Genomic DNA, 8,420 nt, shown 5'->3' with positions numbered 1-8,420 from the left:
ACTCCTTCTGAGCTGCAATCACACGCGGATCAGCAGCCACAACGCTCTCGATCGGCACTACGCTCGCCTTCAAAGCGTCCAGTTCAAGGCGTGCAGCACTGATCACCGGCTTGACCGGTTCCGGCGCAGGCACCACTGGTGCAGCCTTGACTGGCTCAGGATTGGGCTGAGGTGCTGACTCGACTTTCGGCAACGGCAGCTGGCCGTTCACTTGAGCCTGCATGCGATCCATGATCGTGCTCACGCGCTCACGGCCCCCCCTTGGATCGGAGTCACTGTCCTTGAATATCCCGTGCTCTTGTTTCCAATCGGCCATCATCGCTCGAATCTTGGCACTCCCAGTAAGCGGAGGTTGCTCGGGACGTTGCGGATCGATCACCGGTTTGACCGCCTCAGGCGTGCGCTGGGCAGCAGCGGGTGCAACTGGGGGCTGATCACCATGCCGAGACGTTCGGCGTGCCTTGATCGCGTCCATACGCTCGCGATAGCTGAGAGGCTGCGGATCGATGTTGGCCGGTGCCTCTGCGGCGACGGGCTTCTCTGTGCCGCGCTCTTGCCTCCACTCGGCAAAAAGCGCCTCGATCGCTGGGCGAGCATTAGGCCGAGGTCGCTCGGTAGGTTTCGGCGTCTCCGAGCTGGCCGGCTCATCGATTGCCGGCGTTTCTTCTGGCAGTGCCGGCACTGGAGCGGGTTGGGGAGCTATGGCTGTCCGTGGATTCCAATGGGTTCGCACAGAGTCAGTTGCATTCACTTCTGGCTCAGCCGCGGTGACCGCTGCCGTACCTGGTGCACGTCGAGCATTCCAGGCGGCCTTCACCTCGGGTCGCAGCAGATCGGCACCACTCTCGTTAGCCTGGTCTTTTTCTGCAGCAGCTTTCAGCGGGCCAAACAGCCGCGCTCCACGCATCGAAATATCGTCCAGAGTCGCCATTTTCCGGGGGGTTCGTGCGTAAACCGGCAATGGATTGTCAGGTAGGCGCACCGGCGCCGAACGCGTTTTGCGTGCGGGTTCCACCGGCGCGGTCTGCCGTGCAGCACGGAACGCATTCAGATCGAGTATCTGTGCTGAGAGCTGCTCACGCAGCGCGTTGTTCGCAGCCACTTGCCGGTTGCCATCGCCTCGATCCGATGCCTTATTTCGGCGCTCCATGTCGCTGGCAACCGGCCCCAGATGCGTGGTGGCCTCGCGGTCAAGGCCCTGCGCCTTGAGACTGCGTGAATCGATCCGGGCATCTGAACCGGCGTTCTCCAAGGCGCGGTTAGCCATCCGTTCCCACAACTGGCGGATGGCGACCACTTCATCTGCTGCGGAACCAAGACCCATGCCACGGCGCTTGGTGTCCGAAAGCTCCATGGTGGATTTTTCACCCATCACCAGCAGACCAGCCGCATCGCGGCTGACCTGCCGGGTGGTGGTCATCACGTGAGCATGGTGATTGCGGTTGTCGCCTTCCCGATCCGGCAAGTGGATGGCCAAGTCAACGGCAACGCCGTAACGGGTGGCCAGCTCGATGCCAAACGCAGAGGCCAGTTCTTGCCGTGCACTGTCATCCAGTTCAGAAGGTAACGCGATGGTCCACTCGCGACCCGTCCGGCCATCCTTGCGCTTTTCAGCGGTTTCGGCGGCGTTCCATAGTGCATTGCGTTCGGCACTGGTGCCGTCCGGAAGCATGATTTCAGTGGAAACAACACCGCCGCGCCGGGTGTAGTCATGGACAAGGCCCGTGCGCATATCGACCAGCTCAGTACCCGACCGATAAGCAGCCGCAGCAACGGACGAACGTCCGGAGCTACGGCCTATCGATTTGGTACTGGCATGAAAGATGGCGATGGCTTTTGCCTCTGCTTTGGCTTGTGATTTCCCCCGAAGGGGGCGCGCTGACTCGGTACGAGTCGAAAGTGCGCACTTGCTTTCGCTGCGTGCTATCGTAGCATCACCACCCACGTTTCAGGCAGAAATAAAATGGCGCTGTCAGATGAGCAGAAAGCGGCCCGTTTGCAGGACAAACTGGCGCGCTTGAGGACCAAAAATAGGGGCTTGGAGACCGGCCAGAAGATCATCCTGGGCGGGATGCTGTTGGCCGAAGCGAAAAGAGAGCCTAGAGTCCGGCAATGGGTGCTTGAGCTGGCGGCATCGACGGTGAAAAGGGACGTGGATGTAAAGCGTCTGGCTCCGCTCCTGGACGAACTGGCCTCGATGGCACCGTAAGCAGTGTCTCTGTGTGTCACTCCGTGACTCAGAGTGTCTTTGATTGACTCAAAATGTCTCTAATTGCAGCATTTTTGCAGTGAAGATGCAGTGAGGTGCGGTGCCCGCGCAGTGAGGTTGCAGTGCGAGTGCAGTGCAAATGCAGGACTTACCCAAGGCACAAGCAGGACAACAGTGCAACTCAATGCAATTTAGTGCAACACAGTGCAAACCAATGCAACACAGTGCAGCGGATGTCTGCTCAGGTTTGACGTACAGACGATGTAAAATGACGTACAGATGATGTAAACGCGATGTAACAGTGATGTAAAACCCTCCCAGCTGGAGAACCCCACATGGCCAACCTCTCACCCATCGTTTCGGAATTCGAAACCGATGAACAGGCAGCAAGCTACGACCGCTGGTTTCGGCTCCAGGTGCAAGCATCACTGGACGATCCCAGTCCAGGTGTGCCGCACGATCAGGTCATGGCGGAAATGGACGCAATCATTGCCGAGGCAGAAAAGCATCAACGGGATCGGGCTAAGGTCAGCTGATGCAAATCATCTGGCGGCAACGTGCGCGCATGAGCCTGGCTAAGATCATCCGGTATATCTCCAACGAAGACCCCAAAGCCGCTCAAGCCATTCTGGAGCGCTTACAGTCAGCCATACTACCGGTGGCCGATCATCCCTACCTGTACCGTCCTGGGCGAGTGCCTGGTACTCGCGAGCTGGTGGCCCATCCAAACTATGTCCTGGTCTACCGCGTCACCCTCGAGCGCATCGAGGTCGTGAACGTTATCCACGCCAGGCAGGAATACCCCTCGTTCTAGTTGACCCGCAAGCGAAGCGCGCAGGGCGTAGCCTGCGCCGTGAAGGAGCGAAGCAGCCCTTGCACAGCCTCAAGTCATGTGCGGTGTCAGTAGGGCGCACAGCGACTGGAAGGGCGCTTTCTACCTGACACCACACACGATCAAGCCTTAGATCAGGCAAGCCAAAACTTTGTCATGACAAAGTTTCTCGCATGCGAGAATTTTCAGCCCCCCTGCGCTTTGCGGTTATACGTTCTTTGCTATGACACATGTGAACACTTAGGGAGACGCTGATTTATTCTAAAACCCAGCTGTTGCCCCCAGATAAATCAAGGCCTCCAGAGCGTTGCAGGGACGAAAAATCGAATAAATCAGCGCCTCCTTAGACACCTTAGGTGTAACGACCTGCAATCGAAATGGCCCGGACCTGCAATCATCGCGTTTTTCGACCGGGATTAATTGCGTCTATCCGGCACCGCGAACCAGCATTGACTGCAAACGAACCTGCATCCACCCACTTCGACCTGCAATCGAGAGCGGCCGACCAAGATTAAATGCGACTGAAAACCGATGATTTTAGCGGGGTTTACGCGGATGCACTCGGCTTAGTGCACTTTCTGTTTCATTGCTCCGCACCCTGTACTGCGATCACACGATTCAGTCCGGTAGCCCGGTAGCGCTGCTGTTGGAAGCTCCAACCTCTTACCTCCGTAAGGTGCCATCGTCAAGTTTGTCTCTTTAGACTCTAGAATTTGTGAACGTACTGTATCAAAAATTAAAAGCCGCCCTATTGAGACGCAAAAAGCGTCTCGGCCATACGTCTCACAAGGGTGTGCTCAAATGAGACATAAGCGGCGAGCGATCACTCGCAAATAATTCCGGTTCATGACAATCGATTGCAGGTCGAACCAGATGAACGCAGGTTCATTCGCAAATAATCCCGGTTTGCTGGCTCGGATAGATGCAATCAATCCTGGTCGAAAAACGCGATGATTGCAGGTCCGGGCCATTTCGATTGCAGGCCCCTACACTTAGGCTGTCGCCTCGCTCTGCTCGTTGACGGGTCATAAAAACGCCGGTCGGAAGAAGCATCCGACCGGCGTTTTATGACCTGAAGTCGCACGCTAGCGTACGATTTTTTCCGTTTTCTCTATTCATCCCAATCACACGCCTATGCAGTGTTTTTGCGTTCTTTCTTGTTTTTTCTTGTTTGTAGACTCTGCGAGCCGCTCTAGCTAGAGGCTTACAGCGTTTTAACTGTGCCTTTTTTCCGGTTAACTGTGCCTTTTTTCCGGTTAACTGTGCCTTTTTTCCGGTGCTATCCACAGGCTGAGTCACAAAAATAGTTGTCACATTTGATGAAGTGTGGCAACTTTAAGTTACGACACATTAACCGCAAGGTTGGCACAATTGGCTCTCGTGAAAAAAACCACCCCCTCCGCGAAAGCAACCGCAAAACGTAGTGAAAACTACGATGCGTCTATTGAGCGCGTTCCTGGAGAGCGCTGGATCACAATGGGTAACGCCCTTACCCGGTCAGGACAGGGGCTGACCTTGGCCGAAAAGCGTGTCGTTGGCTGCGCACTGTCAAAAATGGATAGCCGCAAAGCTGTTCCGATCGGAACCATACCTACTACACGTATAAATGCGACTGAGTACGCAGAGGCTTTTGGAATTGATTTAGACACCGCTTACAACCAACTCCAATCGGCAGCAAATCAGCTTTACAAGCGATCGATCACCTTTTACCAAGCTGCTAGCTCTCGCCAAGGCAAACCGCTTCCTCCTACGCGCGTTCAGATGCGATGGGTAGGCAGAGTGCATTACCAGAAGGGGGAAGGGTGGGTTGAGCTTTACTGGTGGCCTGAGCTGCTACCACAGCTCACCGGCTTACGAAAAAAATTCACTAGCTACCAACTTCAGCAGGCAAGCGCATTACGTTCTATCTACTCATGGCGACTACTCGAGCTTCTGACTCGCTTTCAAGATACCGGCTGGCTTGAGATAACCATTGAAGACTTTGCTCAGTCAATGGATGCCACTGAAAAACAGATGGCTAACTTCGCAGCTATTCGCCGAAGAATTATCGAACCGGCCGTCAAGGAGCTAACGGAGAAAGATGGCTGGTTGATTGATTGGCGGGCGATTAAAAAAGGTCGGAAAGTCGCTATGCTTAGATTTGATTTCAAGAAAAATAACCAATTAAGGCTAGAAGTATAGCTTTAAAGACGCTCCAGCCGCGGGCTTCGAAACCACGACTGGAGCTAACCACAGCAACATCCACAGGAGATGTACACCATGGCTAAGCAAAAGAGTAACCCAAAGCGCGATATAGAGATAAAGCTATTCCTGCCTGGCACGGACGCAGTGGAGGGCCAGCCATTGGCTGACCGGTATGAAATAACGGTCACAAGGAGCGACGGGGTAGCACCAATTGGCACTGAGGCCTTCATGATCTTGATGAAATGCTTCGAAGGCGGAGCCCTCGATCACAGCATGAGGTCTGCCAAAAAACAATAACGCGCTTTACCAGACGGCCTGGCTGGAGGTTCGCACCCTCCAGCCAGACCTAACCATAGCAACATAGACAAGGAACCATCACCATGGCTATCGACCATTCTACAGAAACCGCCCTTCCCGTGCTGGAAAGCCTCATTGATGCTGTTGATGAGAGCGTCAACCTAAACGCTGCATTTGAGTGTTACCACCAAATGGTCACCTCTTATGTACTTCGAAACGCTGGTTTCGTAACTTCCGAAGATACTGCCGATAGGTTTGTGCACGGGCTCAATATTTTATTCTACAGCACCTTGCTTAGATCAGAGCAGTTGGGCGACTTCCTTCAAAAGGCCTCTCACATTCGCGACTCTATAGAGTAATATTTTAGAAACTGAGGTGTAGTCAAATCTAACTCAATGGCTGGCAGTGCCAGCCAAGGAAACTTGCATGAAACAGTATTTAATTTATTTTGTAGTTGCTCTTTCACTAAATGCAGCGGCTTTACCAGCATTTGCAGCGGTTCCAGGCGTTCCGGTACTGGACCCGTCTACCCTGCTCACGCTGAGGGCGAATGCGTTGGCCCAAGCCAAGCAGGCAATGGACGCGCTGACCACGGCCAAGGACGCCATCCGCGAGACAGCGCAGCAGTACAACCACTACAAGAGCATCGTCACCGGCAACGACATGTTGGGTGGTTTCCTAAACGACCCCGCCTTGAACAAGGTCATGCCCATGGGAGACTGGGCTGATGTGTACAGCACGGGACGCGATATCGTCAGTTTGCGTGAGCGCTACGGCTTAACCTCGGATAATGCCAGCGTGCAGGCGAAATTCGACCAGATATTGTCGGCTGCCGATGCCCTGGAGCGCAATTACAACGCCAGTACTGAACGGGTCAAGAACGCCGAGCTGCTACGGGAACGATTGAACGAGGTGAAGACCCCGCAGCAGAAGGAAGACTTGCAATTGCGCTATCAGCAGGAGTTGATCGAGCTGCAAAACCAGCAGATGCGGCTGGCGAATATGCAGATGCTTCAAGAAAAACAGGAAGAAATTGAAGAAAAGAAAAAGCAACAAGACTATCTGGACAAATATCTGCGCTAATTAACATAGGGAAGTTAAGCATGTTAAGAATTATCAAGAATTACTTAAAATTTGTTGTCGTCGTATCAGCGTTCGTTTACGTCTCCATCTTTGTCGCATGGGCGGCTGGCATGTCCGCAGATACATACATCACACATTTATCGGAGTCTATTGTATGGGTCAGCACAACAATAATTGACGCGGTTTTAACGCTGGTGAAGGCAGCTTATATAATAATCGGCTCATCACTAGTCGTTTACATGTGGCTCAAGCTACGCACGGAATATAACAACCTAAAAGAAACAATCAAGAACCACAAAGCCAAGAAAATTAAAGGGGAGTTATAATGGAATTTACGCCAGTACAAACTCTTTATGAATTTATTGATAACGCGCTAAAACTCTTACTAACTACCGGCATACGAAATGTCATGTTAGCATTAGGCACACTCATAGGCACGATTTGGATTCTCAACTTTACCATGCGCAGCATGCGATGGCTGGTAATGGGACTGAATCAATCTGCACAAGATATAGTGTACGAAATATTCAAGATGGCTTTCATCGCAGGCATGGCTTTTAACGTAGGTTGGTACATAACAACCATCGTGCCTTTTGTGACGGACGCGCCTGCCTGGATGGGGGGGCTTCTATCGGGTCAGTCTGGTTCTCAAGTCAATCAGATTGATTCCATGATCGCGACCTACTCATCAACCCTAATTGCCATGATAAAGAATCAGGCTTTTAGCCTGCTCAAGATGGACATGTCAGTCCTTTACACAGGCGGTATTTCCATCGTTCTATTCATTCTAGGAGGCATTCCCTTTCTGCTGGCAGTGGTGTCTACTTTGCTAGTTATCAAGGCTGCTACCACCATGCTTTTGGCTCTGGGTCCACTTTTCATTGCGTTTGCGTTATTTGATCGTACACGCCAATGGTTCTGGGGTTGGGTTTCTCAGATGGCCGGGTTCATGCTCACGCAAGTTCTGTTTTCGGTAGTACTGGCAATGGAAGTTGCTTTTATAAACACGGCGGTTCTCAAGGACGGCAAAATGGATCCCTCGATAAGTGGGTCTATTTCCATGTTTATCTTCTTTGCGGTTTTTCTTGTGCTAGTAACAGAGCTGCCGAATTATGCGGCGTCGATCATGGGGTCTAGTGCCGCAGGTGCGGGGGTCTCCGGGGTCGTTTCCAAGTACTCAGGTATACGAACAGCGGCAAGGGTTGCCAACTTTGCACGCTCGAAGCTGCCCGGTAACAAGATCGCAGGATAATAGCCACACACAAAAAGGCCGGGGAAACCCGGTTTTTTTGGGTGTGGCTGGTGTAGAAAGTTTCCGGGCCGGAAACTTTGGCCTGCCCCTGGCCTACATGCTCTATGTCGATTTCTGTGCTTAGAAATCCATACCTGGCTCGTCCTGGTCCTGATCGGGGCTGTAATCGCGCTGAGGGCGATAAGTGGGCTTGCTACGCGATCTGTTCACCTGGGCGCGGCTCGCGTCCGTAGTAGGCGCTGACGCGGCTTCCTCGGCCATCACAACAGCCTCCAGCTGATCGATCCGTTGCATCACCGAACTTCTATTTCTCTCTTGGCTAATTAGCCAAGACGCACTGTATTGCGCATTGCTCACCTTCATCTGTGCACTTGACAGCAGCAAATGAGCGTTCTGACGGGCGTATTGCGTATCCCGCAACGATTTTTCAAAATACTCAAGTTTCGTACTTTTCTTGATGCCTTTGTCATGCAGCCAAGCTCGCTTAGGATGCTCTGCACGCCATTCAGCCTCTTTCCTCGGCATTTCTGTTGCCCGGTCCAAATCGGCCTTAACCCTGTCGT

Annotated in this window: 8 protein-coding genes and 1 pseudogene; 7 read left to right on the top strand and 2 right to left on the bottom strand. The window is 52.9% G+C overall.

Features of this window, described 5'->3' with window-relative positions:
* On the bottom strand, window positions 1–1,945 hold a 1,945-nt coding region (gene mobQ, locus BLT55_RS30700; RefSeq protein WP_074802027.1), incomplete at its 3' end, for a MobQ family relaxase.
* A gap of 18 nt (window positions 1,946–1,963) precedes the next feature.
* Here mobQ and BLT55_RS30695 point away from each other — a divergent pair.
* The 7 genes from BLT55_RS30695 (at window position 1,964) to BLT55_RS30650 (ending at window position 7,857) form a co-directional block, all read left to right on the top strand.
* Window positions 1,964–2,209: a hypothetical protein gene (locus BLT55_RS30695; RefSeq protein ID WP_002555996.1), complete on the top strand. Its 246-nt coding sequence runs from the start codon at window positions 1,964–1,966 to the stop codon at window positions 2,207–2,209.
* Window positions 2,210–2,544: 335 nt separating this feature from the next.
* Window positions 2,545–2,745: a type II toxin-antitoxin system RelB family antitoxin gene (gene relB, locus BLT55_RS30690; RefSeq protein WP_054998763.1), complete on the top strand. Its 201-nt coding sequence runs from the start codon at window positions 2,545–2,547 to the stop codon at window positions 2,743–2,745.
* A complete protein-coding gene (locus BLT55_RS30685) occupies window positions 2,745–3,023 on the top strand; it encodes a type II toxin-antitoxin system RelE/ParE family toxin (protein WP_004661684.1) in 279 nt (92 codons plus the stop codon). The genes relB and BLT55_RS30685 overlap by 1 nt, the downstream gene beginning before the upstream one ends.
* Before the next feature lie 1,398 nt (window positions 3,024–4,421).
* The gene (locus BLT55_RS30675; protein ID WP_223862829.1) at window positions 4,422–5,222 is read left to right on the top strand and encodes a replication initiation protein; all 801 of its coding nucleotides are present in this window, start codon (window positions 4,422–4,424) and stop codon (window positions 5,220–5,222) included.
* 383 nt (window positions 5,223–5,605) lie between these two features.
* The gene (locus BLT55_RS30665) at window positions 5,606–5,881 is read left to right on the top strand and encodes a hypothetical protein (protein WP_054086044.1); all 276 of its coding nucleotides are present in this window, start codon (window positions 5,606–5,608) and stop codon (window positions 5,879–5,881) included.
* Between the two features lie 67 nt (window positions 5,882–5,948).
* Window positions 5,949–6,605, top strand: coding sequence for a P-type DNA transfer protein VirB5 (gene virB5, locus BLT55_RS30660; RefSeq protein ID WP_004667086.1), 657 nt, complete (start codon window positions 5,949–5,951; stop codon window positions 6,603–6,605).
* A gap of 325 nt (window positions 6,606–6,930) precedes the next feature.
* Complete coding sequence (locus BLT55_RS30650) at window positions 6,931–7,857, top strand: TrbL/VirB6 family protein (RefSeq protein WP_004667085.1); 927 nt, start codon at window positions 6,931–6,933, stop codon at window positions 7,855–7,857.
* A 120-nt stretch (window positions 7,858–7,977) separates the two neighbouring features.
* On the opposite strand, the pseudogene BLT55_RS30645 reads toward BLT55_RS30650, so the two are convergent.
* A pseudogene (locus tag BLT55_RS30645) lies at window positions 7,978–8,420 on the bottom strand (hypothetical protein); the annotation flags it as partial.

Source organism: Pseudomonas cannabina, assembly GCF_900100365.1.
GTDB lineage: Bacteria > Pseudomonadota > Gammaproteobacteria > Pseudomonadales > Pseudomonadaceae > Aquipseudomonas > Aquipseudomonas cannabina.
This window is presented reverse-complemented; position numbering and strand designations above follow the sequence as displayed.

What these genes read in the sequence shown, in the direction of transcription:
- virB5 (WP_004667086.1), top strand. Translation starts at nt 5,949, where the DNA reads ATGAAACAGTATTTAATTTATTTTGTAGTTGCTCTTTCACTAAATGCA.
- relB (WP_054998763.1), top strand. Translation starts at nt 2,545, where the DNA reads ATGGCCAACCTCTCACCCATCGTTTCGGAATTCGAAACCGATGAACAG.
- BLT55_RS30685 (WP_004661684.1), top strand. Translation starts at nt 2,745, where the DNA reads ATGCAAATCATCTGGCGGCAACGTGCGCGCATGAGCCTGGCTAAGATC.
- BLT55_RS30665 (WP_054086044.1), top strand. Translation starts at nt 5,606, where the DNA reads ATGGCTATCGACCATTCTACAGAAACCGCCCTTCCCGTGCTGGAAAGC.
- BLT55_RS30650 (WP_004667085.1), top strand. Translation starts at nt 6,931, where the DNA reads ATGGAATTTACGCCAGTACAAACTCTTTATGAATTTATTGATAACGCG.
- BLT55_RS30695 (WP_002555996.1), top strand. Translation starts at nt 1,964, where the DNA reads ATGGCGCTGTCAGATGAGCAGAAAGCGGCCCGTTTGCAGGACAAACTG.